The 25,337-nt window shown below is 59.8% G+C and carries 24 protein-coding genes and 1 riboswitch; of the genes, 15 read left to right on the top strand and 9 right to left on the bottom strand.

Translation table 11 applies throughout. The features are described 5' to 3' along the window. The first annotated feature begins 54 nt into the window (after positions 1-54). A complete protein-coding gene (locus CV013_RS00965; protein ID WP_102153398.1) occupies positions 55-1,323 on the top strand; it encodes a multidrug effflux MFS transporter in 1,269 nt (422 codons plus the stop codon). Between the two features lie 198 nt (positions 1,324-1,521). On the opposite strand, the gene CV013_RS00960 is transcribed toward CV013_RS00965, so the two are convergent. The 5 genes from CV013_RS00960 to crtY all read right to left on the bottom strand — a co-directional run bounded on the left by CV013_RS00960 (position 1,522) and on the right by crtY (position 7,846). Continuing rightward, positions 1,522-3,432 (bottom strand): acetyl/propionyl/methylcrotonyl-CoA carboxylase subunit alpha, encoded by a 1,911-nt coding sequence (locus tag CV013_RS00960; protein ID WP_102153397.1) that lies wholly within the window; start codon positions 3,430-3,432, stop codon positions 1,522-1,524. A gap of 85 nt (positions 3,433-3,517) precedes the next feature. Then, complete coding sequence (locus CV013_RS00955) at positions 3,518-4,570, bottom strand: phytoene/squalene synthase family protein (RefSeq protein ID WP_102153396.1); 1,053 nt, start codon at positions 4,568-4,570, stop codon at positions 3,518-3,520. A 26-nt stretch (positions 4,571-4,596) separates the two neighbouring features. Beyond that, the gene (locus CV013_RS00950) at positions 4,597-5,178 is read right to left on the bottom strand and encodes an LOG family protein (protein ID WP_102153395.1); all 582 of its coding nucleotides are present in this window, start codon (positions 5,176-5,178) and stop codon (positions 4,597-4,599) included. Continuing rightward, the gene (locus tag CV013_RS00945; RefSeq protein ID WP_102153394.1) at positions 5,175-6,668 is read right to left on the bottom strand and encodes a phytoene desaturase; all 1,494 of its coding nucleotides are present in this window, start codon (positions 6,666-6,668) and stop codon (positions 5,175-5,177) included. The genes CV013_RS00950 and CV013_RS00945 overlap by 4 nt, the downstream gene beginning before the upstream one ends. Then, positions 6,665-7,846 carry a lycopene beta-cyclase CrtY gene (gene crtY, locus CV013_RS00940; protein ID WP_102153393.1) on the bottom strand — a complete coding sequence of 394 codons (1,182 nt, stop codon included), beginning with the start codon at positions 7,844-7,846 and terminating at the stop codon, positions 6,665-6,667. Before crtY ends, CV013_RS00945 begins: the two co-directional genes overlap by 4 nt. A gap of 236 nt (positions 7,847-8,082) precedes the next feature. Between crtY and CV013_RS00935 the strand changes: the two genes are divergently transcribed. The 6 genes from CV013_RS00935 (at position 8,083) to CV013_RS00910 (ending at position 16,053) form a co-directional block, all read left to right on the top strand. Next, a complete protein-coding gene (locus CV013_RS00935) occupies positions 8,083-8,898 on the top strand; it encodes a MipA/OmpV family protein (RefSeq protein WP_232806543.1) in 816 nt (271 codons plus the stop codon). 182 nt (positions 8,899-9,080) lie between these two features. Next, complete coding sequence (locus tag CV013_RS00930; protein ID WP_102153391.1) at positions 9,081-10,607, top strand: flavin-containing monooxygenase; 1,527 nt, start codon at positions 9,081-9,083, stop codon at positions 10,605-10,607. A 117-nt stretch (positions 10,608-10,724) separates the two neighbouring features. Next, positions 10,725-12,554 carry a DUF885 domain-containing protein gene (locus CV013_RS00925; protein ID WP_102153390.1) on the top strand — a complete coding sequence of 610 codons (1,830 nt, stop codon included), beginning with the start codon at positions 10,725-10,727 and terminating at the stop codon, positions 12,552-12,554. Between the two features lie 122 nt (positions 12,555-12,676). Continuing rightward, positions 12,677-13,369, top strand: coding sequence for a hypothetical protein (locus CV013_RS00920; protein WP_123639987.1), 693 nt, complete (start codon positions 12,677-12,679; stop codon positions 13,367-13,369). A 37-nt stretch (positions 13,370-13,406) separates the two neighbouring features. Then, positions 13,407-13,514, top strand: a riboswitch (TPP riboswitch). Between the two features lie 35 nt (positions 13,515-13,549). Continuing rightward, positions 13,550-15,391, top strand: a complete 1,842-nt coding sequence (thiC, locus tag CV013_RS00915) for a phosphomethylpyrimidine synthase ThiC (RefSeq protein ID WP_102153388.1) — start codon at positions 13,550-13,552, stop codon at positions 15,389-15,391. Positions 15,392-15,432: 41 nt separating this feature from the next. Then, on the top strand, positions 15,433-16,053 hold the full coding sequence (locus CV013_RS00910) for a GNAT family N-acetyltransferase (RefSeq protein WP_102153387.1): 621 nt from the start codon (positions 15,433-15,435) through the stop codon (positions 16,051-16,053). A gap of 237 nt (positions 16,054-16,290) precedes the next feature. Here the strand turns inward: CV013_RS00910 and CV013_RS00905 are convergent, their stop codons facing one another. Next, the gene (locus tag CV013_RS00905) at positions 16,291-16,599 is read right to left on the bottom strand and encodes an alkylphosphonate utilization protein (protein ID WP_102153386.1); all 309 of its coding nucleotides are present in this window, start codon (positions 16,597-16,599) and stop codon (positions 16,291-16,293) included. A 138-nt stretch (positions 16,600-16,737) separates the two neighbouring features. On the opposite strand from CV013_RS00905, the gene CV013_RS00900 reads away from it, so the two are divergent. The 3 genes from CV013_RS00900 (at position 16,738) to CV013_RS00890 (ending at position 18,147) form a co-directional block, all read left to right on the top strand. Next, positions 16,738-17,055: an HPF/RaiA family ribosome-associated protein gene (locus CV013_RS00900; protein ID WP_102153385.1), complete on the top strand. Its 318-nt coding sequence runs from the start codon at positions 16,738-16,740 to the stop codon at positions 17,053-17,055. 27 nt (positions 17,056-17,082) lie between these two features. Beyond that, positions 17,083-17,712 (top strand): hypothetical protein, encoded by a 630-nt coding sequence (locus tag CV013_RS00895; protein WP_102153384.1) that lies wholly within the window; start codon positions 17,083-17,085, stop codon positions 17,710-17,712. 222 nt (positions 17,713-17,934) lie between these two features. Then, positions 17,935-18,147, top strand: coding sequence for a cold-shock protein (locus tag CV013_RS00890; RefSeq protein ID WP_102153383.1), 213 nt, complete (start codon positions 17,935-17,937; stop codon positions 18,145-18,147). Positions 18,148-18,308: 161 nt separating this feature from the next. Here CV013_RS00890 and CV013_RS00885 read toward each other — a convergent pair whose 3' ends face one another. Continuing rightward, positions 18,309-18,695 carry a hypothetical protein gene (locus CV013_RS00885; RefSeq protein ID WP_102153382.1) on the bottom strand — a complete coding sequence of 129 codons (387 nt, stop codon included), beginning with the start codon at positions 18,693-18,695 and terminating at the stop codon, positions 18,309-18,311. Between the two features lie 284 nt (positions 18,696-18,979). Here CV013_RS00885 and CV013_RS00880 point away from each other — a divergent pair, with 284 nt between their 5' ends. Further along, entirely contained in the window at positions 18,980-19,426 is a 447-nt protein-coding gene (locus tag CV013_RS00880) for a COG3650 family protein (protein ID WP_102153381.1), read from the top strand. Positions 19,427-19,435: 9 nt separating this feature from the next. On the opposite strand, the gene CV013_RS00875 is transcribed toward CV013_RS00880, so the two are convergent. After that, positions 19,436-21,046, bottom strand: coding sequence for a bifunctional GNAT family N-acetyltransferase/carbon-nitrogen hydrolase family protein (locus CV013_RS00875; RefSeq protein ID WP_102153552.1), 1,611 nt, complete (start codon positions 21,044-21,046; stop codon positions 19,436-19,438). 142 nt (positions 21,047-21,188) lie between these two features. On the opposite strand from CV013_RS00875, the gene CV013_RS00870 reads away from it, so the two are divergent. Both CV013_RS00870 and CV013_RS00865 read left to right on the top strand, forming a co-directional pair. Then, on the top strand, positions 21,189-21,878 hold the full coding sequence (locus CV013_RS00870; protein WP_123639989.1) for an HWE histidine kinase domain-containing protein: 690 nt from the start codon (positions 21,189-21,191) through the stop codon (positions 21,876-21,878). Then, positions 21,875-22,270 carry a response regulator gene (locus CV013_RS00865; RefSeq protein WP_102153379.1) on the top strand — a complete coding sequence of 132 codons (396 nt, stop codon included), beginning with the start codon at positions 21,875-21,877 and terminating at the stop codon, positions 22,268-22,270. Before CV013_RS00870 ends, CV013_RS00865 begins: the two co-directional genes overlap by 4 nt. 3 nt (positions 22,271-22,273) lie before the next feature. Here the strand turns inward: CV013_RS00865 and ygfZ are convergent, their stop codons facing one another. Beyond that, the gene (ygfZ, locus tag CV013_RS00860; protein ID WP_102153378.1) at positions 22,274-23,014 is read right to left on the bottom strand and encodes a CAF17-like 4Fe-4S cluster assembly/insertion protein YgfZ; all 741 of its coding nucleotides are present in this window, start codon (positions 23,012-23,014) and stop codon (positions 22,274-22,276) included. A 39-nt stretch (positions 23,015-23,053) separates the two neighbouring features. Between ygfZ and pyrC the strand changes: the two genes are divergently transcribed. Further along, the gene (pyrC, locus tag CV013_RS00855; protein ID WP_102153377.1) at positions 23,054-24,100 is read left to right on the top strand and encodes a dihydroorotase; all 1,047 of its coding nucleotides are present in this window, start codon (positions 23,054-23,056) and stop codon (positions 24,098-24,100) included. Continuing rightward, entirely contained in the window at positions 24,097-25,323 is a 1,227-nt protein-coding gene (gene kynU / locus CV013_RS00850) for a kynureninase (RefSeq protein ID WP_102153551.1), read from the top strand. Before pyrC ends, kynU begins: the two co-directional genes overlap by 4 nt. Positions 25,324-25,337: the final 14 nt, after the last annotated feature.

Below are 25,337 nucleotides of genomic sequence, written 5' to 3'. Positions count from 1 at the left end.
GATTGCCGCGCTTACTCTCTTCCTTTCCGCGCCTGGCTTGGGCAATGGGCGGTGATGAAGGAAGCAATAATAGCCAGCGATGGCAGTGGTCGCACGGTCCCTCAGTGGGAATTCGTGGCGATGATGGCTGCGCTGATGAGCCTTGGCGCTCTCGCAATCGACGGGATGCTTCCGGCACTGGACGAAATCGCCCGGTCATTGGGTGTGACCGATCCGAACCAGCGGCAACTGGTCGTCGGCCTGTATCTGCTGGCCAGCGGGGTCGGGTGTCTGGTGCCCGGCACATTTGCCGATCGGTTTGGCCGCCGCCCGGTATTGCTTGTGACGCTGGGTATCTATGTCACGACTGCCTTGTTATGCGCGGTTGCCCCTTCGTTTGGGGCGCTGTTGGCATTGCGGTGTTTGCAGGGCTTCGGGTCCGCCGGGCTGAGTGTGTTGCCCGCAGCCATTATTCGCGACCGTTACGAAGGCGATCAGATGGCCAAATTGCTATCTACGATCTTCATCGTGTTCATGGTCGTGCCTGTCCTCGCGCCCAGCATGGGCGATGCGGTGCTGAAAGTGGGGAGCTGGCACTGGGTGTTCGTGGCAATGGCTGCGCTGGCTGCGCTGGTGGCGCTGTGGACCGCGCTGCGATTGCCCGAAACGCTTCATCCCGAAGATGTGCAGCCGATGGAGTTCAAATCGGTTCTGCACAATCTGCCGCTGACTTTGCGGACGCGAACGGCGGTTGGGTATGTGATTGGCAGCGGGCTGACCTTTGGCGCGCTGTTTGGCTATATCAACAGTGCCCAGCAATTGATTGGCGATCATTTCGGCGCGAACGAAGCGTTCCCTGTCATCTTTGGCGCCACTGCATCGACGCTGGCGGTGTCGAGTTTCACCAATTCACGGATTGTGGAGCGGTTCGGTGCCCGGCGCGTGTCGCACAGCGCGCTCTGTGCATTTATCCTGATTTCGGCGGTGCAGGTATGGGCCGCGCATTATCAGCCGCATTCGCTGATGCTGTTCGTGCCGTTGATGTCAGCCAATCTGTGCCTGCTGGGCTTTATGGGCGCGAATTTCGGTTCGATCGCAATGCAGCCTTTCGAACATACAGCCGGCGCGGCCAGCTCGGTCCAGTCATTCGTGCGTATGCTGATCGGTGCCGGGGTCGGCATCATGATCGGGCAGGCATATGACGACAGCGCCCGGCCGATGGCCCATGCCTTGCTGGTGTGTAGTATTTTGTCGTTGGGGCTGGTGCTGTTCAGCGAACGGTGGCGGCTGTTCCGTCGCCCGCACGACGCGCGCAAGTATCTGGCGATGCACGAGGTGCACTGAACGGGAAGGGCCAGCGCCGCAGCATTGCTGACCCCAGATCAGCCGCGCGCTGACCTCTGCCAGTTCGGCAGCGGGATCCTCTGCTGCCTCCAGCTCATATCGCTCTCCATCCGGGCGGGCCGCGCGATGCCGTGTCCCGATTGTTTCAGGCGACGCTATCGCGGGGTTGGCGCTTCGACAAGCGCCAGAATGATGGCGCTACGCCTCCACCGGCTCCACCACCGCCAGAACCGCATCGACCTGAACTTGACCACCTTCGCTGGCGTTCAGTTCGCTGATGGTGCCGTCGAACGGAGCGGTGAGGGCATGTTCCATCTTCATCGCTTCCAGCACCATCAGGCGCTGCCCGGCGGTGACGATGTCACCTTTGGCCACATCGACAGCGATCACTTTGCCTGGCATCGGAGCCAGGATCGCTCCATCGGCGGCGGAGGCGTGCCCGGTGCCGCGCATCGCGGTGTTGAAAGCGTGACCGACTCCATTAGCGAATACGACTACCTGATCGCTTGCGCGATAGCCGGAGATCGTCGTGCTATCTGCCGCATAGAATGCGGGTTCTTCTGCTCCCGCCGATAGAGTGGCGGCCTCTGCCGTGGGCAGATCGACGATGCGCCTGTTCTCTCCGCTGGCCAGAGCGACTGACCGGCGCGGTGCGGCATTGAGACGGAACCCGGACATCGGAAGCCCGGCGAATTCGCTGGCCGCAATTTGCGCGGCGACATACCATTCGTCGTCGTTCGGCTCGCCCATCGGGATCAGGGCATCGCCTGCATCGCCAATAAATCCGGTGTCGAGATCGGCAGCGCGGAAACGATCCGATTCCAGAGCGCGGACAAGAAACCCGGCATTGGTCCGCACCGGCCACACTTCGGTTTCTGCCAGCGCCAGCGCCAGATCGTCGATAGCAGCGGTGCGGGTCGGTGCATGGCAGATGACCTTGGCAATCATCGGGTCGTAGAATGGAGAGACGGTGCCGCCTTCTTCCACTCCGGTTTCGATCCGGTTGGCATTGCCGAAAATCAGATGGTCGAGCCGCCCGGTGCTGGGCAGAAAACCCTTCGCCGGATCTTCGGCATAGAGCCGCGCTTCGATGGCGTGGCCATTGATGCTGAGGTCTTCCTGCTTCAATGGGATTGCTTCGCCGCTGGCCACGCGCAGTTGCCATTCGACCAGATCGACGCCGGTAATTTCCTCGGTCACCGGATGTTCGACCTGCAGGCGGGTGTTCATTTCCATGAAGAAAATGCGATCGGCGCGCAGGCCTTGGCTGGCGTCGGCAATGAATTCGATCGTGCCTGCGCCTTCGTAGTCCACGGCTTTGGCGGCCCGCACGGCAGCGGCGCAGATCTCTTCGCGCGTCGTCTCGTCCATGCCGGGGGCGGGGGCTTCTTCGATCACTTTCTGATGGCGCCGCTGGAGCGAGCAATCACGTTCGAACAGGTGGACGACGTTGCCATGACTGTCCCCGAACACCTGCACTTCGATATGGCGGGGGGAAGTGATCCACTTTTCCAGCAGCACTTCATCGTTGCCGAAACTGGCGCGTGCTTCGCGCTGGCAGGATTCGAGCGCAGCCGCGAAATCGGCGGCGGCGTCCACCTTACGCATACCTTTACCGCCGCCCCCGGCGACCGCTTTGATAAGAACCGGGTAACCGATCTTGTCCGCTTCCGCAGTCAGCCGTTCGACAGACTGGTCCGCCCCCAGATAGCCGGGAGTCACCGGCACACCGGCGGCGATCATCCGTTCCTTGGCGGCATCTTTGAGGCCCATTGCGCGGATACTGTCCGGCTTAGGCCCGACCCATATCAGACCGGCATCGATCACTGCCTGCGCGAAATCGGCGTTTTCCGACAGAAATCCGTAGCCGGGATGAATAGCCTCTGCCCCGGTTTCTTTCGCGGCTGCAATGATCCGCTCGCCGATCAGATAGGATTCGGCAGCGGGAGAGGGGCCGATATGCACGGCTTCGTCTGCCTGACGCACATGCAGCGCCTTTGCGTCGGCGTCCGAATAGACCGCCACGGTGCGGATACCCATAGCCCGTGCAGTACGGATAATACGGCAGGCGATTTCGCCGCGATTGGCAATGAGGAGTTTAGAAATCATGGTCGAGGGTTAGCCAAAGTTTGCATCATTGGCGAGTGCTCGCAGCCCGATGGGCTTGAACCTGCTATGTGTCGCTTCGGCGTGTTTATCCGTCAAATTCGTCTGGCAATGGCTCAAACGACGGCTGGGCAATGGGGCCAGCCATACGCACTTCGATCAGGATATCGCCGCGCGTCCATTCGGGCGGCTCTGTGGGAATGGTAGGGCGGTTGAGCAAAGCTTCCCAGAATGCCGCCGCGACATGGCGCACCTTTGCCGCAGAGCCGATCACGACGCGGTGATCCCATGCTGCCTTGCCCCGCGCGACGACTTCGCGTCCGATTGCGCCATAGATACGGGCCGCGGAAAGCACGGCCCAGCGGCTGCGGAATGGCAGATGCGCGGCGCCGAAGCGGGCCATCGCCTCGTGCCGTTCCATCCGCCGGATCAGTCGGGCGGTTATGTCGGCCAGTTCCTGCCGATGATGGGGCTTCATATGCTGGCCTGGCTCGATATCTTCCTGAACCAGCCATTCCACTGGAAGGTAACAGCGATCCGCCTTGTCGTCCTCGTTGATATCGCGGGCGATATTGGCGAGTTGGAAGGCAATGCCCAGATCGCAGGCGCGATCCAGCAACTCGCTGTCGTCCTTCCGCACGCCCATCACGACCGCCATCATCACGCCGACGGCACCGGCCACGTGATAGCAATAGCGCGCCAGATCCATTTCGGTGCGCGGGCGCCATCCGGCGGCATCGAGCGCGAAGCCTTCGATGACATCTTCCGCCATTTCGCGGGTGAGGCCGCATTCCCGCGCGACCAGCCCGAAAGCATCGAACGCCGGATCGGCAGTGGGTAAACCATCCAGAGCGCGCTGCGTCAGCAAGCGGATCGCGCGGATGCGTTTGGCCGGATCGCCATCGGTCGAAAGCTCGCCGCCCATGTCCTGCCCATCGGCGATGTCATCGCATCGTCGACACCATGCATAGAGGAGCCACACTCGTTCGCGCGTGTGGCGGTCGAACAGCTGGCTAGCCGCGGCAAAGCTACGCGATCCCTGTTCGATGGCGCGGTGGGCTTTCTCTACCAAAGCGCGACGGTCGCGTCCGCCACCAGCTTGTGCCGGAGTGCTGCGGATGATCCGCGAAGGCGCCAGCATCCGCGGCGATATGCGCCGCGGAGGACTCACAGGTCGTCTGCCTTCATCGAAAATATGGGTGTATGCGGCTGATAACTTTCCATTTTTGTTAGTAGAGAGGGCAGGGCTTCGTCTGCGATCAGGATGGTCTGGTGCGCGGGGCGGACAAAGCCGACCTCGGCCATCCGGCGGTTGAATGCGATCAGATCGTCATAGAAGCCGAACGCATTGAGCAATCCTACCGGCTTGCTGTGATATCCCAACTGGGCCCAGCTCATCGCTTCCCACAATTCGTCCATCGTGCCGACTCCGCCGGGGATCGTGATGAAACCGTCGCTGAGATCGGTGAACCGCTGTTTGCGTTCGTGCATTCCCGAAACGGTATAGAGTTCGGTGCAATCGGTATTGGCGACTTCCGATCCGGCCAGCGCATCTGGGATCACGCCGATAACCTCTCCACCTGCTGCCAATGCGCCGGTGGCTACAGCACCCATCAGCCCGAGCCGCCCGCCGCCATACACCACTCCGATCCCGCGTTCGGCCAATGTCTGCCCCACTTCGCGCGCCAGTTCCATGTAGCGCGGATCGGCAGGCGTGGCAGAGCCACAGTAAATGGCGAGACGGTTCATTCGGTAAGGTCCTTTATCATCAATCTGGCAGTCGCTTTTGCGCTGCCGACAACACCGGGAATGCCAGCGCCGGGGTGGGTTCCGGCACCGACGAGATAAACGTTGGATATTTCATCGTCGCGATTGTGGGCACGGAAATAGGCACTTTGCGTCAGGATCGGTTCGAGGCTGAACGCGCTGCCCAGATGCGCGCTCAGATCGCTGGAGAAATCGCGCGGCGTATAATGGAATTTGGTCACAATCCGATCGTCGATATCGGGGATCAGGCGGCGGCCGACTTCCGCCAGAACGCGCTGTTCCAGAATGGGGCCGACCTGTTCCCAGTCCACCGTCAGCTTGCCCATATGCGCCACAGGCACCAGCGCATAAAACGTGCTTTTGCCCGGCGGTGCCATGCTCGGATCGGTTACTGTCGGGTGGTGCAGATAGATCGAGAAATCCTGCGGCAATACACCCGTGTCGTAGATATCTTCCAGCAACCCGCGATAGCGCGGGCCGAACAGGATCGTGTGGTGCGGAATGCCCGGCCAGCCGCCTTCCAGCCCGAAGTGCACTACGAACAGACTGGGGCTGAACCGTTTTGCAGTCAGCCGTTTGGTTTCCTTGTCCCCGCGCTTCGTACCTTTCAGAAGGTCGCGATAAGTGTGCACCACGTCGCCATTGCTGGCCACGGCATCGAAGCGTTCTTTCCAGCCGGAAGCGCATTCGACATCGGTTGCGCGAGTTCCGACCGTATGAATTTGCACCACCGGATCACTCAGGCGGATGGTGCCGCCCAACCGTTCGAAATGGCGCACCATAGCGGCGATCAGGCGGTTGGTGCCGCCCCGCGCCCACCACACGCCGCCATCCTTTTCCAGCTTGTGGATCAGAGCGTATATCGAGCTGGTAGTGAACGGGTTGCCCCCCACAAGCAGAGTGTGAAAACTCAACGTCTGACGCAGATATTCGCTCTTCACATATTTGCTGACGATCGAGAATACGGAGCGCCACGCCTGATGTTTGGCCAATGCTGGCGCGGCCTTGACCATGCTTGCGAAATCGAGAAACGGGACAGAACCGAGCTTGCGATAACCTTCTTCGAAAACCCCTTCCGAATAGCGGGCGAATGCGTCGTATCCGGCAAGGTCCGCCGGGGCGATACGCAGGATGGCCTCGCGCAATTGCGCTTCGTCGTTCGAATAATCGAACGTCGTGCCATCGGGCCAGTTAAGGCGATAGAACGGCATGACCGGCATCAGTTCGATATTCGCCGACATTTCGTGCCCGGTCAGCGCCCACAGCTCTTCCAGACAGGCGGGGTCGGTAACGACTGTGGGGCCTGCGTCGAAAGTGAAGCCTTCGCGTTCCCACACATAAGCCCGCCCGCCGGGCTTGTCGCGCGCTTCCACGACAGTGGTCCGAATACCTGCCGCCTGCAAGCGGATGGCCAGTGCCAGCCCGCCGAACCCGGCACCGATCACGCAAGCGGTTTTTCCTTCCGTACTCATGCCGCATCCCTTTCCAACGCGCGCCCTTGCCCGACCAATGCAGCGAGTGCACCCATTACCGGCACAGGAGGCTTTCCACACAGAACCCGTGCCCTATCGAGGCGCGTGGTCTGTGCCGCATAAAATCGCTCGATCAGCAGGCGGGGCAGGCGATAGAAGCGCGCGAATATCCGCCAGCGTTCGTCTGCCGTACCGGCCCTGAATAACATCCGACCCAACTGGCGATAGAATCGGGTGCGCGACCAATGTTGCCGTGCGCGCGCCTCCAGCATCGCGGCAAGCTGGACGCCGGGTAAATCGGCATCGCGGGCAATGGCGAGTGCGGTTTCGACTGCGAATGGCAGTGAATAACTGGTAAGCGGGTGCATGAACCCGCCGCGCGTCCCCGCCACGGCGACTCCGTCGATCCGGTGGGCCGACTGGAAAGCGGAGAAGTTGCCGCCGGTTATCACGGGCAGCACCCCGGTTTCGAAGCCCACGGGATTTCCCTGCCAGCCTGCACGCTGGCAATAGCGGTCGATTCTGCCTGACAGGGCATTGCGGTCGAGTTGCGGAGTCTCGGCATAATACGTGTCTTCGACGAACAGATCCTGCGCGCTAAGGGGAAGGGTATAAACGAAACGATAGGCCCCGTGCTGTTCTAGATCGGCGTCCATGATCGTCGGCTGTGTGACACCGTGGGGGCGGGGGGTTCGCAGGTGACGGCCCATGAATACCTGCCACCCACCGGTGAGTTGCGCTGCGCTGTCGATCCCGCGGCAGTCGATGACGGTCCGTGCTTCGATCCGTTCGCCGTTATCGAGATCGATCCCCCGTGCATCGAGCGAGCAGACCGAACGGCCGGCAACCAGCATTCCTTCGTTCAGTTCGCGGCGCAGCGCCGCATCGAAATCGACTGAGGCCAGCGAGTGATAGGCGGTGCCCAGATCGCGCCGATAGCCCGGAAAGCGCACATCATATCTGCCCCACGAAGCGGTGCGAAATCCACTGAGAAGAGCAACGCTATCGGCATCGAGATCGCTGGCGAACCATGACCAGCGATGATTGCCACCGATGGCTTGCCCCTGTTCGACCAGCACAACGCGAAGTTCCGGGCGGGTGCGATGCAGGGCGAGCGCGATCAGGCCACCGGCCAGCCCCCCTCCGGCAATTGCCAAATCGATCCTGCGCGCTGTCATTCGCTCCGACCTAGGCGGCATTTGTGCAGTGGGCAACGACCTTGAACATAGTTCTGGCATTACCCGAACGATCGCAATGGATTGCGCGATGAAGTGAAGCGCTGCGACGAGATGCAGGAACCAGTCGGAGGTATGGGCCGTTTAGACACCGAATGACAGGGGAACGTCACACCATGAAATTTCGAGTAATACCAGCGCTCTTAGCCGCTGGCGCCGCTTTTGCTGCATGGCCGGCATTGGCCGATGACAGTGCAGCCGATCCCGCTACACAGCGCCCTGCCGATCCGGAAGCGGGCACTGTGTTCGATGGAGATTGGGTTTCGATTGGCGCAGGGGTGGGATACAGTCCCAGCTATTCCGGTTCGGACGATTATGTCCTGTTCCCCGTGCCGCTTATTCAGGGCAGTCTTGGCGGGGTGTCGATACGCCCGCGACCGGCTGGCGTGGCGCTCGATTTCATTCCCGATGCGAAAGATGGCGTGGGCTTCTCACTCGGCCCTGTTGTACGCCTGCGGTCCGATCGTGCCCGCCAGATCGAAGACCCGGTTGTAGCAAGCGCAGGGAAGCTTGAGACAGCGATTGAGATCGGCGGTAACGCGGGTGTCTCTATGCCCGGTGTTCTCAACCCATACGACCGGCTGAGTTTCAGCGTCGATGTCACGCACGACATCAATGGTGCCCACGGTGGCACTGCCATCTCCCCCGGCATCAGCTATTTTACACCGCTCAGTCGCGGGATGATCGCAATGCTCTCGGTATCCGCTGAGCATGGCGACCGTAAATTCATGGATTACTATTATTCTGTTAGCCCGACGCAGAGCGCCGCCAGCGGTTTGCCGACTTATACGGCCGGATCGGGCTGGACCAAAGCAGGGGCCAATCTGATTGTTGGTGTGGATCTCGATGGCGACCTGACGAACGGTGGCCTCGGCCTGCTCTTCATCGGCGGATATTCGCACATGCTGGGCGATGCGAAAGACACGCCGTACACCTCCATGCGCGGTAGCGCCGACCAATGGCTTGGCGGCGTGGGAATCGGCTACACGTTCTGAGCGTCCCCATACTCCGATCCTCCTTTTGACGCTGCCTCTGCGAAGTGGTCGTCACCGGGGCTGGGTCAGAGGGGTGTTGGGAAGGCGCTCGACAAACCGATCGAATGGCGTTTGATCCGGATCAAGGATTACGCTCAACATAAGTGGCAAAACCGAACCTATAATGGAGAGGAATTGCAACTATGGTTCACGAAAGCAGCGCCAGTCATTTCGATGTGTTGATAGCCGGAGCGGGGATTTCCGGCATCGGTTCGGCTTATCACCTGCAGCAGCAATGTCCCGAGCGGACATATGCGATCCTTGAGATGAAGGACACGTTCGGTGGAACGTGGGAAACGCACAAATACCCCGGTGTCCGGTCGGATTCCGACCTTTATACTTTCGGTTATCGCTTCAAACCGTGGGTCGGTGCGCCGATCGCCAGCGGACAGGCGATCCTCGATTATATGGGAGAGGTGATCGCGGAGAACGGCATCGACGATCATATCCGCTATGGCCACCGGATCGAGAAGTGCAGCTATTCGCGCGATACCGATTTATGGACGGTCGAAGCCCGCAAGACCGCCACCGATGAAACGGTGATTTTCACCTGCAACTTCCTGTGGATGTGCCAGGGGTATTACGACCACGAAAAGCCATACATTCCCAACTGGCCGGGTTTGAACGATTACAGGGGCGACTTCGTCCACGCCCAATTGTGGGATCCGGAATACGATTACAGCGGCAAGCGCATTCTGGTGATTGGATCGGGGGCCACCGCGGCGACGGTTATTCCCCAATTTGCTGAGAAGGCCGCGCATGTGACGATGCTGCAGCGGTCGCCCACCTATTTCTATTGTTCGGAAAACAGGAACGAACTGGCGGATCGTCTGCGCGAAGTGGGGGTGGACGAACCGACCGTGCACCGTGTTGTGCGCCAGCAGATCATGTACGATCAGGATCAACTGACCAAACGCTGCCAGACAGAGCCTGAGGCGGTGTTTGAAGATCTGAAGGAACTGGTGAGAGCATTCACCGGCGATCCCGATTTTCCCTTCGAACCGCACTTCACACCCAAATATCGCGTGTGGCAGCAGAGGCTGGCGTTCTGCCCGGAAGGCGACATTTTCCGTGCTGCCAAGGCAGGCAAGCTGACTGTTGTGACCGACACCATCGACCGTTTCACTGAAAAGGGCGTTCGCACGGCATCGGGTGAGGAAATCGAAGCGGAGCTGATCGTGGCTGCCACGGGTTTTCGCCTTTCGGTGATGGGCGACATCCCGTTCGAAGTCGATGGAGAGCCGGTGAACTGGCACGATACCGTCACCTATCGCGGGATGATGTTTACCGGCGTGCCCAATATGGCGTGGGTCATGGGGTATTTCCGCGCGAGCTGGACGCTGCGGGTGGATATGATGGGCGATTTCATCTGCAGTCTGCTGAACCATATGGTAGAAATCGGAGCGAAGCGGGTGGAGGTCGCGCTCCGTCCGGAAGACGAAGAAATGGAACTGCATCCCTGGATCGACGCCGACAATTTCAACCCCGGATACCTGATGCGCGGTCTGGACCAGTTGCCGCGGCGCGGCGACAAACCAGAGTGGCGGCACAATCAGGACTATTGGGCAGAGCGGGAGGAAATTCCCGTAATCGACTGCGCGGGGCGCGAATTTGTGTACGACGGAACGCGCGCGTTCGAACGATCCGAAAAGTCCGTCGAAACTGCATGACGGCAGGCATGGTTGCATGCGCCCGTCGATAGCATATGTCGCTGGTCGAGCGGCGGGCGCTCGACACATGCCGGGTGATAGTCCTATCTCCCTGCAATTGTTTACGGGGGACTATCGATGAAATTGCGTTCGATTCTACTGCTCGCCGCTGCTCTGCCGTTGGCGGTTTCGACTGCTGCAAATGCGGCCGACCCTGCCGAGGCGGTAAAGCCCGTTGGGTTATCCGTAGAACAGGTTGAGCATGACAAGCTGTTTGCCATTTTCAAGGCGGACGACGAGGCGAGCCTCAAGCTCAGCCCGATCATGGCGATTTTTCGCGGCGATACGCGCTATGCCGACAAGATTGGCGATTTCCTGACGCCGGAATACAACGCAGCAGTGAAAGCGCAGGCTGAAAGCAGCCTTGCTGCACTCAAGACTATCGATCGGACCAAGCTGAACCCGACAGACAAGATCGCCTACGACGTGTTCGCCTATTCGCAGGGCGAGACGCTGAAGACGCTGACACCCGAATATCTGGCGCTGACCGAAGTACGCCCGATCAACCATTTCTATGGTTTCCACACGTTCTATCCCACCTTCTCCAGCGGGAAGGGCGCGGCTCCTTACAAGACCGTGAAGGATTATGAGAACGGGCTGTCGCGCAATGCCAATTATGTCCAGCTTATCGACCGGTCGATTGGCAAATTTCGCGAAGGAATGAAGTCCGGCGTCGTCGAAACCAAGCTGACGATCAACAATGTGATCCAGCAGCTCGACACCCAGTTGGAAATGCCGATTGAGAAATCGCCCTACTGGGGCCCGATCGAAGCGATGCCCGACGATTTCAGCGATGCCGAGAAGGCGCGGCTGACCGATGCCTATCACGCATCGATCGAAGATGTGTACGCCGCCAACGCACGGCTCCGCGATTTCCTGAAAGACGATTATCTGCCGGTCGCGCGCGACAGTGTCGGCCTGAGCCAGATGAAGGGTGGGGCGGCGCTCTATCAATCGATGATCGAGCAGACCACTACACTGCCGCTCACCGCCGATTACCTGCACAATCTGGGCCTGAGCGAAGTGGCGCGGATCAAGCAGGGAATGGAAGAGGTCAAGAATGAGGTCGGCTTCAAAGGAACGCTGGGTGAATTCTTCGAATTCATTCGCACCGATCCGCAGTTCAAGCCCAAGAGCCGGGAAGACCTGACGCAGCGGTATTACGCCATCGGCAAGGAAGTCGATCAGCAGGTGCCGAAGTTCTTCTCGAAAGTGCCCAAGACCGCGCTGGAAATCCGGCCTTACGAGGAATTCCGCGAAAAATTTGAAGCGGGCGGTTCGTATGAATCGGGCACTCCCGATGGATCGCGTCCGGGCGTATTCTATTTCAACGCCTATGATTTGCCGAGCCGGACGACGCCGGGCGAAACCACGCTGTACCTGCACGAAGGGGCGCCGGGGCATCACTTCCAGATCAGTCTGGCACAGGAAAACGATGCGCTGCCCGCCTTCATGCGGTTCGGTGGCAATACCGCTTATGTCGAAGGCTGGGCGCTCTACGCCGAAACGCTGGGCTATCCGATGGGGTTCTACAAAGATCCCTACCAGCGGTTCGGCACGCTGGATGACGAGATGTTGCGCGCGATGCGGCTGGTGGTCGACACCGGCCTCCACGCCAAAGGCTGGACCCGCGATCAGGCCATCGAATACATGCTGACCAATTCGGGCATGGGCCGCACCGATGCCACGGCGGAAGTCGAACGCTATATCGCCATTCCCAGTCAGGCTTTGGCCTACAAGGTTGGCGCTCTGACGATTCAGGGCCTTCGTAAGAAAGCCGAGAAGGTGCTGGGCGATAAGTTCGACATCCGCGCCTTCCACGAACAGGTGCTCGACACCGGCGCGTTGCCATTGCCGGTTCTGGAAAAGAAGATCGACGACTGGATCGCCGCGACCAAGGCGGACTGATCGCATGTGGCGGGTGGGGCGTTCGCTGTCCTGCCTGCCGCCTGTGTCGCTTGCCACCCGACGGTTGACACCGTCCGGACAGAATGTTGTTCTGACGGGGATGGATCAACGAGGGGGTTGCTTTGAAGTATCGACATATTCTGGCGATTGCCGCCATCGGCATGGTCGCTGGTTGCGGTAATTCCGAAACCACGGACCCTACCGCCAAAGCCGCGGTGCCATCAGCCAGCGATGCGGCCAGCGCCAATGCGGCCGTGGCGGCGGCTGAACCTGCACAAGCGACACCGGCCCCGTTGCGCGGCCCGGAACTGAGTGCCCTGCTGGGAACGAAGGACAAGGCGATCTGCCGACCGTTTACGATGGATGGCCGGGTGCTGCTCTATAGCGCCTCTGCGATTTCGGATGGCAAGGGCGGCTATCGCGCATCCGGCCCACGGGATATTCCCGGTCTCGGTCGCAAGATCGCGCCAACGGTTCTGCAACCCGCGCAGAACGATGGGCGCTATGGCGTGCGCTACGAATTCGATGGCCAATGGAATGGCTTGCAGGTCGTTGGCATGGGGTACGACTTCAATCCGGGGTCGGATCTGCCCGAAAGCACGACGCTCTATCTGCAAGACGATCCGGCAAAGGTCGCCTCGGTTCTCGGCGGTCTGGGCTTCCCGGTGGCCGAGGGTGGCGGGGCCAAAGTGGTCCATAAGAACGCCGGTTTCGGACCCGGCGATTATTTCGGACTGGTGAGCATTATCGAGAAACGCGACGGGCGCACTGCGTATGAATGCCGGGAAGGCCCGTTCAACAAAGGCGATTACTGATCGCCCCTTTCGCTCAGCGGAATTAACGCCTACAACCGTCGGACCCCCGGGGAGCCAGTGATGGCTGAGAGGGGCAGGTCACGCTGCCCGACCCGTTGAACCTGAACCGATTAACATCGGCGGAGGGAGTGGCATGCGGCACCCGACATGCACCCTTCGCCTGTGAGGAGAGTGAATCGCATGGCCGACATCAACAGCAAATTCGATATCGGAGTCACCACTGGCCCGATCCGCGGATCGAAGAAAGTTCATGTCGGTCCGCTGGGCGTCGCCATGCGCGAAATCGCGCTGGAAGGCGGCGAAGCGCCGGTGCGGGTATATGACACCTCCGGCCCGTACACCGACAGCGACGCGCAGATCGATATTCGTAAAGGTCTGCCGCAACTGCGTCGCGCATGGCAGATCGCGCGCGGCGATGTCGAAGAATACACCGCCCGCGAAGTGAAGCCGGAAGACAATGGCCAGCTCGGCCCCGACCGTAGCGGTGGGGTGCCTGCGTTCCCCAATGTCCGCAAGACGGTGCTGCGCGCCAAGCCGGGCGGCAATATCAGCCAGATGCACTATGCCAAGCGCGGCATCATCACGCCCGAAATGGAATATGTGGCGGAACGCGAAAACCTCGGCCGCGAACGTATTGCGCGCGAACTCGATGGCAATTCGTGGGGCGCGGAAATTCCAGAATATGTCACCCCTGAATTCGTTCGCGACGAACTGGCGCGCGGACGGGCGATCATCCCCAGCAACGTGAACCACCCGGAAGCGGAGCCGATGGCAATCGGCCGCAACTTCCTCGTCAAGATCAACGCCAACATCGGCAACTCCGCTGTCGCCAGCGATGTCGCCAGCGAAGTGGACAAGATGGTCTGGTCGATCCGCTGGGGCGCGGACACGGTGATGGACCTTTCGACCGGGCGCAATATCCATGACACCCGCGAATGGATCATCCGCAACAGCCCCGTGCCAATCGGCACCGTGCCGATTTATCAGGCGCTGGAAAAGGTCGGCGGCATTGCCGAAGATCTGACGTGGGAAATCTTCCGCGACACGCTGATCGAACAGGCAGAACAGGGGGTCGATTACTTCACGATCCACGCCGGTGTGCGGCTGCCTTATATCCCGATGACCGCCAAGCGCGTGACCGGGATTGTCAGCCGCGGGGGCAGCATCATGGCCAAATGGTGCCTCGCCCATCACAAGGAATCGTTCCTCTACGAACGGTTCGATGAAATCACCGAGATCATGAAGGCTTACGACATCGCCTATTCGCTGGGCGATGGCCTGCGCCCCGGCTCCATCGCCGATGCCAACGACGAAGCGCAATTTGCCGAGCTGTACACGCTGGGCGAACTGACTAAACGTGCCTGGGAACAGGACGTGCAGGTGATGATCGAAGGGCCGGGCCATGTCCCGATGCACAAGATCAAGGAAAACATGGACAAACAGCTTGAGGCATGCGGCGAAGCGCCGTTCTACACCCTCGGGCCGCTCGTCACCGATATCGCGCCGGGATACGACCATATCACCAGCGGCATCGGTGCGGCGCAGATCGGTTGGTACGGCACCGCGATGCTGTGTTACGTCACGCCGAAGGAACACCTCGGCCTGCCCGACCGCGACGATGTGAAAGTGGGTGTCGTGACTTACAAGCTCGCCGCCCATGCCGCCGATCTGGCGAAAGGGCACCCGGCAGCGAAAGTGCGCGACGATGCGCTGAGCAAGGCGCGCTTCGAATTCCGCTGGCGCGACCAGTTCAACCTCAGCCTCGATCCCGACACGGCAGAGCAATACCACGACCAGACTTTGCCCGCAGAAGGCGCCAAGACCGCGCATTTCTGTTCGATGTGCGGCCCGAAGTTCTGCAGCATGAAGATCACGCAGGAAGTGCGCGATTTCGCCGCGAAGCAGAACAGCGACAGCTATCTGGCCGCAACCGCCCCGGTGGAGGATGCGGAAGAAGGGATGGGCGAAATGGCCGCAAAGTATCGCGATGGCGGCGATCTGTACGTCAGTGCCGATGACTGATCCGGCATATACTGGTCCGGCATAGGGAGCCTGTTTCTCCAATGTCCGACGCCGATTTTCAGGTCACCCCCATCACCGATGGGGGTGACTGGCGTTTTGCGCCGATAGCGGATCTGTACCAGCGGGCCTTTCCGGCATCCGAACGCAAGCCTGCGGCATTTCTCAACGATGTTGTGGCACGTTCCGATTATGTCTTGCTTGCAGCAAGCATCGGGGAGGATGTCGCCGGGTTTTCCGTGCTCTATGTATCGAATGCTGGCTTTGGCCTGCTGGAATACATGGCGGTGAACGAGCGGCTGCGCGGGCATGGTGTCGGTGGGAAGCTGTTTTGCGAGACCGCCCGACATTGTCCGGCCCCAATGGTGCTGGAAGTGGAAGCGCCGGGAGAAGGGGCGAATTCCATCGAGGCGCGCCGCGTCGAATTCTACCGCAGGCTTGGCTGCCGCATGGTGCCGCAGCTTTGCTATAGAATGCCGCAACTGCGGGCGGAATTGCCGCCGCCGATGCGCCTGATGCTGACCAACTACGCGTCCGATACAATCGGCAAGGCGCAATTGGGCGATTGGATCGGGGACATTTACAGCCACGTGTATGATCGCCCGCAACCCGATCCGGCAGTTGCAGAAATGCTCTTCCCGCTCCCGGATTACCTCGACCTGTAACTTCGAACCGAGTTCGCAACAGGCTTACCGCCCGATAGCCCCTTTCCTACATCGCGCAAATATGGCCAGATCCCGGCTATGCACCGAGGTCTGGCCATATCTGTTTCCGCTATCCCAACGGGCCTCGAAACCCGCGTTTCGGGGTTGTCCTGCGGGTGGTGGACTTTTCTTCTTCAGGACAGTGTAACATGTGGTCCATGTCTCACCCAACGCGTTGAAAACACTGAACCTGTAGGATCAGCGTTTTTTGACGAATTCGGCGCGCAGAACCAGCCCCTTGATGCCGGGATATTTGCAGTCGATTTCCTGTGCATCGCCGGTCAGGCGGATCGATTTGATCAGCGTGCCCTGCTTCAGAGTCTGGCCGGCCCCTTTGACTTCCAGATCCTTGATCAAAGTCACCTGATCGCCATCGGCCAGCAGATTGCCGACTGCGTCGCGCACTTCCACTGTGTCGGCTGCGGCTTGCTTTGCCGCCAGTTCGGATGCGGGCATCCATTCGCCGCTTTCCTCGTCGTAAACGTACTCTTCGTCATCATTGGCCATGTGTCTGTTCCCCTTTCTATCAGCCCTTTGGCAGGGCGCGCGCGGTATAGCCAGCGCGCATCCGAAAAAGGGGAACCGGCGCCATGCCGGGGCATTGATATCAGGGGCACAGAATCATGATATGAAGAGGATCGAAGGATGGAATTCCAGTTCAACTCCGACAGCAGCGTAATGGGCACGGAAAACGTGGCCGAGCGGATTGAGGAGCAGGTCCGCCACAAGCTGAACCGCTTCTCCGACCGGCTCACGCGGCTGGAAGTTCATGTCGGAGATGAAAACGCGCGCAAGGGTGGCGGGGACGACAAACGCTGCATGATCGAAGCGCGTCCGCGTGGCGGCGATCCGGTGAGTGCGACCGCCCATTCCGACACCGTGGACAATGCCGCGCGCGATGCCGCCAGCAAACTGACCGCGTTGCTGGAGAGGCATTTCGGCAAAGCCAACCGCACGCGTTGAACCCCGCTTCGAATTTGTGAGATCGCTATGAAAACGAGCACCCTGATCGCCCCATTCGCTTCGCTGGCATTGCTGGCTGGATGTTCCCAGTCGGACCAGAGCGCCGCATCGAGCGAAGGGGCTGGTGCCAGTGCCAGCTCTGCCCCCGCCGCTGCGGCCAGCGAAGCATTGCCGACAGCGTCGGAGGCTGCGGCTCAATCGGAGACTCAGCCTGCCACGGCGATGCCGGTGGCAACCAACACGCTCAGGCTTGAGGGGTTGGGCGATCTCACTATCGGCAAGCCTGTGCCCAAAGGCAGCGATTTCGCGATGCGAGGGGCACAGGCTAGCGATACCTGCCTGATCTACACCTCGCCCGAATATCCCGATGCCTATGCGATTGTGGAGGACGGGCAGGTGCGCCGGATCACAATCTCACGCGGGTCGAAGGTCAAGCTGGTCGAAGGCATCGGGCCGGGTGATAGCGAAGCGAAAGTGTTGCGCGATTTTCCGGGCTTCAAGGCGAGCCCGCACGAATATGTCGAAGCACCGGCCAAGTATCTGACTCAACCGGGTAACGATCCGCGCATGCGGTTCGAAATCGGCGCGGACCGCACAGTCGATGCGATACATGTCGGGCTGATGCCGCAGCTCACTTACAGCGAAGGATGCGCCTGACGCGAGCCTGACGCGAGTAAGATTAGGAGAACCGCTCTATCTATGCTATCATGCTCACGCTGACATCGAATATTGCGATGGACTTCGAATTTGCCGACCGCCGCTTGCTGCCTCGCAGCCCCGGCGCAAACCAGACGACGACTTCCTTTCCTTGGACGATTTGACGCACGACCTGCACGCAATTTCGCGTGCGATTATCTGTTCTATTGAAAGGAACATCCAATGGCCAAGACTGGCACCGTAAAATTCTTCAATGCCGACAAAGGCTATGGCTTCATTCAGCCCGACGATGGCTCGGCCGACAGCTTCGTGCACATCACCGCTGTTCAGGCAGCCGGTATGAACACGCTCGATAAAGAGCAGCGCCTCAACTATGATGTTGAGCAGGGCCGTAATGGCAAGGAAAGTGCTGTAAACCTTTCCTCTGCTGACTGATGCGATGCGCCGGGGCCTGCTTTGGCGGGCTTCGGCGCGGGATTGGTGCGCGCGCCCGATTACGGCGCGCGCCGGATCCTTCAATGGCTAGCGCATTGGGGGATGAGAGGGACATTCAAAGGCCGATAAGCCTTTGAATGTCCCTTTGTTATTGGATTGTGTTATTGGATTGTCCGTGCAGCAGGTTGCGAGGCCACGTTGGCATTCATGTCCACGACCTTCGGGCCATCTGCACTATTGCCATCACTGGTCGGAATTGGGCGAGCATCGGCAATCTGAATCGGATGAGCCAGCTTGAGCGGCTTGGTTCCGCTCGCCATAGCGTGAACCTTGTTCGTCAGTTTGGATGCGGTCGAACTGTCGCTGACTGAGGCACTTGCTGCTCTGTCCTGTGGCCGTTGTGTGTTGCTGTCTGCGAACTCAGGCTCATTGGCGTACCAGGTGCGCGCGAAGCGATCGTTGGCATAAAGGCCTCGGTCTGAAAGCTGTTCCACCGGTACTACCCCGTCCGGCGTTGTCATCGCATAGCGATCCTGTGGACCTTGCATTTCGCGGTATCGGTCAGGCGAAATCGCAGGAGGTTGATGGCTGGCGAACTCTCCCAGCGTTTGCCCGTCCCATCGGGAAAGCGGACTTGTGTTTATGGTGATGCCACAAACCACGCCGGCGACTGTGGCTGCGATTGCCCCAATAACCCACGGCAATTGCCGCATTTTCCTGCTCCTGTTCCGCACCCTGTAGTTGCCGGAGATAATGCACGACCAGCCATAAGCGTTCCGCTCGGGCCGATGTGGGCTTGCGAAAAGCTGCGCTTGAGGCGACAACACCGCCTATGCAGCGCATCGTTCCTCTGATCCTTTCGCTTTCTCTGCTTTCGCTTGCGGGATGCTCGGCCTCAGGCGGCAAAGGCAATATGCCTGGCGATGCCGAAGACTGGAGCCCTTACGCCGGAATCGGTGAGAGCGAGACGGTAAGCTTTACTGGTACTGAGCCGTTCTGGGGCGGCAGTGTGGCGGGGCAGACTCTGATCTATTCCACGCCTGAAAGCACCGAAGGTGAAGCGATCGGTGTCGAACGCTTTGCCGGGCGGGGTGGCGTGTCGTGGAGTGGAATGTATGGCGGGGCACCGTTGGTGCTGGCAGTAACGCCGGGAAAATGCTCCGATGGAATGAGCGACCGCACCTATCCGTTCGTGGCAACGCTGCAGATTGCAGGTGAGCAGCGCAGCGGCTGTGCATGGACCGAGAAGAAGCCGTTTAGCGGGCCTGAAAATCCCTGATACTGGCCGTTATCCACCGGTGGACGATGTCACCGGTGCATTATGGGCTGGCGGGCCTGGCTCGTGATCGGCATCGTGTTCGATCCAGCGGGTGCGATACAGGTCGAAGCGACGATCCTTGAGGTTTTGAACGGCGCCTGATTGTCGCGCGGTGAGCAATGCCGACAGCGAAAGGTCTGCGATGGCGATGGTTTCGGTGTTGGGTGCAGTATCGGCAGCCACTCCGTCTCGCGAGAAAGGGAAGTCGGATGGAGTCAGGACGCCACTTTCCGCATAGTGAATATCCATATTCTCGACGTTCGGAATATTGCCCACTACGCCACTGGTGATGACATAGCACTGGTTCTCCACCGCGCGCGCATGGCAACAGTACCGCACACGCAGAAATCCGCGTCGTTCGTCGGTACAGAACGGCACGAACAGCATCAGCGCGCCCTGATCCACCAGATGGCGTGCGAGTTCGGGGAATTCGCTGTCGTAGCAGATCATCACTCCGATGGGGCCGCAATCGGTCGGGATGGCTTCGGCGCCAAAGCCCCCCTTGATGTTCCACCATTTGCGCTCGGAAGGTGTGGGGTGCAGCTTCTGCTGTTCATACACCGCCCCATCGCGCAGGAAGACGTATGCGATGTTGCGGACCTCGCCGTTGGGAACACGGGTCGGATGCGATCCCCCCACGATGTTGATGTTATAACTGACAGCGAGCCGTTCCATGAATTCCTTGAAGCGGTCGGTATAGTTCGCAATCTCCTCGATCGCTTCGGCCGGGGGTAATGGCTTTTCCGGGATCGACAACAATTCCAGGGTAAACAGCTCAGGGAAAATCACGAAGTCTGCGCCATAATCGCTGGCGACATCGACCCAGTATTCCACCTGCTGTTCGAACTCATCGATGCTCGTAATCCGGCGCATCATGAATTGCACTGTCGCCACCCGGACGCTTTCGGGCAAACGATCCGCGAGAGAGCGGGTGCGGTGGATATTGCCTTCCGGTGCCAGTGGATCGGGCCAGAACATCAGCACGGCATTGCCCCCGCTATCGCGGTCTTCCGGGTGATAGCCGCGCAAGACCTTCTTCGGCTCGAACCCCTGATTGAGCTGAAAGTTGATGACCGTATCGGACACCTGCTTGTCCAGCACAGCCGCAAGGTATTCTTCCGGCTTGCGATAGGTTTTCCGACGGCGCGAGAAGCCAGGCATTCGCCCCCCGAATGCGATTCCCTTCAGTTCCCAGTCACGGCACAGGTCCTGCCGCTTCCTGTAAAACCGCTGCCCTATCCGCAGGCGGCGATATTCGGGATCGACGCAGACTTCGACGCCATAGAGTACATCGCCATCGGGATCGTGGCGACTGGCATAACCCTGCCCGGTGATTTCGTTCCAGGTGTGCGGCGCAAACGCGACTTCCTGCGCGATAATCATCGTCCCGCAATAGCCGACAGCTTTGCCTTCATATTCCGCGATAAATTGCCCTTCGGGAAAATTGTTGATCTGCCCGCGGATCATCGCGGCGCTATATGCTTCGTGTTTGCCGTAAACCTTTGCGGAGAGGGCCGCGACGGCGCGGGCGTCTTTAGGGTGGGCGTTGCGAATGACGAGTTTCGAGCGGGTCTGATCCATCGCATGGATATAGGGCATCAGGCTGGTCTGACAACGCAAGCCGCTGTCATTCTTCCGCTGTATAAATGATAGGAACCATTCGTAAGTTTCGGCGTTAAGCGCAAATCACATCAAGGGAAAAACTGACGAGGTTTTGAGTTTCGTGACACAGCGTGATGTCGCTCATGCCGGTGGAACTGGCAGCACCGCTTCCGGAATTATGAACAACGGCGACATGCTGTCTGGTGCTCAGTCGGCAGAACGTCATGCGCGCGAAATGGCGCGTGAACTTTCCCATCGTACCAAAAACATGTTTTCCGTGATTTCGGGCATCGTCAATATTACCGGTCGCGCGCGCGGTGCCGAGAGCGTTGCCGGTGAAATCAACGGGCGGATACAGGCTCTGGGTCGTGCTTACGAAACTACTCTGGACGAAGCGTCAAGCGGTAGCATCGAACTGGGGCAGGCGATCCGTGCGATACTGGACCCATATGTAGCCGAAGGGCGGACGATCAGATTCAAAGGTAACGGATTGCAGGTGCCCTTCCAGACTGTTTCGACCGTTGGATTGGTTCTGTTCGAACTGGCCGACAATGCCAATCGCCACGGAGCATGGACCACGCCCGATGGGTTTGTCGATCTCGACTGGTATTGGCGCGATGATGCGTTGGAGATTACCTGGCGTGAACGCGGCGGATCCGTGGCTGCTGGGGCCGCAGCAAGTCCAGGCACCGGCTATGCCATAATGGATCGCCTGCTACGTACCGCAGGTGGTTCGATCAAACGCGATTGGTGTGCCGATGGGCTTGATGTCACTCTGCATATGCCATCGATACCGGGGGCTGGTGTATGAGCCATCGTCCGTTGATTCTTCTGCTGGAAGATGAACCTCTGATCCTGATGGATCTGGAAATGGCTGCAGAGGACAGGGGCTGTGCCTGCCTCGCCACGACCTGCGTGGAGCAGGCTTTTGCGGCATTGGGCGGCGATGGCTTGCCCGACGTCGCTGTGCTGGACGTTACGCTGCAGGCCGGGAATACGTGTGTGCCGATTGCAACCGAGTTGCGCCGTCTGGGTGTCCCGTACCTGCTTCATTCAGGCGATCTGGATCGGCAGGATGAACGTATCCGGCAGTTGCAGGCCGAACTCGTCCCGAAACCTGCATCCTCGGCGCGCGTGATCGAAAAAGCTCTGGAGCTTCTCGATCCTGATGGCGTGCCTGAGCAAACCCGCGCTGCCGGATAGCTGTCAGTTGGCTTGTGGCGTCAAGTCCATCCATGGGGGAACCCAGTCAGGGGAAATTGCCTCGATCCGTAAATGATCCACTGCCTTGCCCAATTCAGGGTAGGCGATGACCTGTCTCTTCTCGTCAGATCGATTGAGAGGAACCACGATCAGGCGACGGTTGACCTTTTGCCGCCAGTTCATGCGTGCCGTGTTTTCCTGCCCGATGTAGCAGCCTTTGCTAAAGCTTACGCCATTGAGTTCCGCAGCATTGGTTTCCAGCCAGAGAATATCGCCCAGTTCTGCGCGCCCTTCGGCCACTCCGCATGACAGGCGATGGGCCAGCCATTGTTCGTCCGCCGCTAACTCCGGCGGGTTGCTTGGGCCCGCACTGGCCAGCCAGCGGTGGCCAAGCGCAGGCAGGCGGGGATCGGGCTGCCCTGTTTTTCCGGTCAGTTGCCAATGGACCGCGATGGCCGGATCGACCGCAATATCAAGCTTGCGGCGCAGGCGATAAAGCGAAAGGCGTTTGACCAGATCGTCGGCCACGTTGGCTTCGCAATCCATCAGGACGTCGGCTCCATCATGCCACACGATAAGGTCAAACATCGTCTTGCCTTGCGCGCTCAGCAAGGCAGCATAAGTGGGGCCAGCGCCAGTCACATCGTTGGTAAGCAGACCTTGCAGAAAGGCTGTGGCGTCTTCCTCCGCTGCCTGTGGGGAGACACGGACTATGGCGCGGCGGGCGAGGTGAGTAGCGGGCATGGGTGACAGATAGGCGCTGGGCGGACTAAGGGAAGCCCCATGAGCATCGTTCCCGATTCCATCACCATCCGCCGCCCCGACGATTGGCATGTTCATTTACGTGATGGCGCGATGCTGGAAGGGGTGGCCCAATACACCGCCCGCCAGTTCGCCCGCGCTATCGTAATGCCCAATCTGTCTCCGCCGGTAACGACGACCGCATTGGCCGATGCCTATCGCGAACGCATACTCTGCGCGATCGAGCCGGGGACGCATTTCACGCCGCTGATGACGGCGTACCTCACCGATGCGACCGATCCCGATGATCTGGCAGACGGGTTTGCGCGTGGAGTATTGACGGCAGCAAAGCTGTATCCCGCCAATGCCACGACCAACTCTGCTCATGGGGTAAGCGATATTGCCCGGCTCGCCCCTGTGCTCAGCCGGATGCAGGACATCGGCATGGTGCTTTGCATCCATGGCGAAGTGACTGACAGCGATGTCGATGTGTTCGACCGGGAAGCTGTTTTTATCGAACGGCATCTGAGCCGGATCCTGCGCCATTTTCCCGAACTCAAGATCGTGTTCGAACATATCACTACGCAGGATGCGGTGCAGTTCGTCGAGAGTGCTGGCCCGAACGTGGCTGCTACGATCACGCCGCAGCACTTGCATATCAACCGCAATGCGATGCTGGTCGGCGGCATCCGGCCCCATGCCTATTGCCTGCCGGTTGCCAAGCGGGAGACGCACCGTCTGGCTTTGCGGAAAGCGGCGACATCGGGATCGTCGCGATTCTTCCTGGGAACCGACAGCGCGCCCCATACCCGCGAAGTAAAGGAAAGCGCGTGTGGCTGTGCAGGCATCTTCAACGCGCCGTATGCTCTTGAAAGCTATCTTCAGGTATTCGCCGAAGAAGATGCTTTCGAGCAGTTCGAAGGGTTCGCTTCGCTTCACGGTCCGGCGTTTTATGATTTGCCAGTGAACGAAGGCACGATCACCCTTGAACGGGCCGAACTGGAGGTGCCCGACACTATCGATGTTGGCGATACGCAACTGGTTCCGTTTCATGCAGGTGAAACCTTGCAGTGGCGCATACGCCAGTGATCGACCTGGCTGCCCGTGATGCCGCCGATCCACTGGCGCATTTTCGCGAGCAGTTTGCGCTTCCCGCCGGGGTTATCTACCTCGACGGCAATTCGCTGGGCGCTTTGCCCAAGGCTGCACCATTGCGGATCGCGCAAGTGGTGGAGCGCGAGTGGGGTGACGGGCTGATCGCATCGTGGAACGATGCCGAATGGGTGAGTGCGCCGCGGCGGATCGGTGACAAGATCGCGCGCCTGATCGGTGCCCGGACTGGCGAAGTGGTCGCCTGCGATTCCACTTCGATCAATATCTTTAAGGCTTTGGCGGCGGCTCTTTCTCTCAATTCCGGGCGGCAGACGATCCTGAGTGAAACCGGCAATTTTCCCACCGATCTGTATATGATGCAGGGCCTCGACCGTTTGAGCGGTGGTCGCATCGTTGCGAAGGCGGTTGAGCCGGAGGCAGTGATCGATGCGATCGATGCGGATACGGCCGCCGTTCTGCTGACTCACGTCCATTACAAAACCGGTGCGATGCGCGACATGGCGGCCACCACTGCGGCGATCCATGCAAAGGGTGCGCTGGCTATCTGGGATCTGAGTCACAGTGCCGGTGCGATGCCACTGCATCTCACCGATGCTGATGCCGACTTCGCAGTTGGCTGCGGTTATAAGTTTCTGAACGGCGGGCCGGGTGCACCGGCTTTCATCTTCGTGGCCGGGCGGCATCAGGCGGATGCGCTGCCCGCATTATCGGGATGGTTCGGCCACTCCGCGCCATTTGCATTCCTGGACGAATACGAGGCGGCGCCGGGGATAGAGCGCTTTCTGACTGGGACGCCGTCGGTAATCGGGCTTGCCGGGCTGGAGGTCGGGGTGGACCTGATGGAACAGGCGGACCTGTCGCATATTCGCGCCAAGTCCCTGTCGCTGGCCGAAGTCTTCGAGGATCGCATGGGGCCGCTGGTTCAACGGTTCGGCTTTGCGGCGACCGGGCCCGACGCCCCTGAAAAGCGCGGTAGCCATATCTCATATCGCCACAGAGAGGGTTACGCGATCATGCAGGCGTTGAAGGCGCGTGGAGTGATCGGCGACTTCCGCGATCCCGATGTCATGCGCTTTGGCCTGACGCCGCTCTATCTCAGTCACGCCGATATCGCAGGCGCTGTTGCGATACTGGCAGATGTGATGGAAACTGGCGCATGGGATCGTTCGGAATATCGTGTCCGCGCGGCCGTGACCTGACATATATCGAGAGG

It is taken from the genome of Tsuneonella flava (assembly GCF_002870965.1).
GTDB lineage: Bacteria > Pseudomonadota > Alphaproteobacteria > Sphingomonadales > Sphingomonadaceae > Tsuneonella > Tsuneonella flava.
This window is presented reverse-complemented; position numbering and strand designations above follow the sequence as displayed.